Below are 412 nucleotides of genomic sequence, written 5' to 3' on the forward strand. Positions count from 1 at the left end.
ATTACCACGGTAGGATTCATGACTGGGGTGAAGTCGTAACAAGGTAGCCGTATCGGAAGGTGCGGCTGGATCACCTCCTTTCAGAGCTTAAGTGCTCGTGTTAAGCGTCCACTCTTATCGGTTGTTTTTTGTAGCTGGGGTCAGTCTTGTTTGACCCCGCGTAGAAGCTAACGCATAGCGCTGCTTGCAGCGCTATGCGTTGGGTTTTACTCAACAGCTATATTCGTTCTTTAACAATCTGGAAGAAGCACAACGAAATGTACTTATTAAGTACTCGACGCAAGTCGAAGAAAATAAGTACGGGTTGTGATTGCATTATTTTGTTCCAAGTTCTCAAGACTGGGGTGAATAACCTCAGACTGCTTTGAAACTTATGAACGGCACAAACGCTAATACTCAGGTCCTATAGCCT

1 rRNA gene is annotated in these 412 nt (G+C 45.1%); it reads left to right on the plus strand.

From position 1 onward, the window contains the following. Nucleotides 1–81: ribosomal RNA gene (locus tag AC6LJY_RS27975) — 16S ribosomal RNA — on the plus strand; the annotation flags it as partial. Nucleotides 82–412: the final 331 nt, after the last annotated feature.

The sequence above is a fragment of the Achromobacter sp. RT286_PF genome (assembly GCF_059760425.1).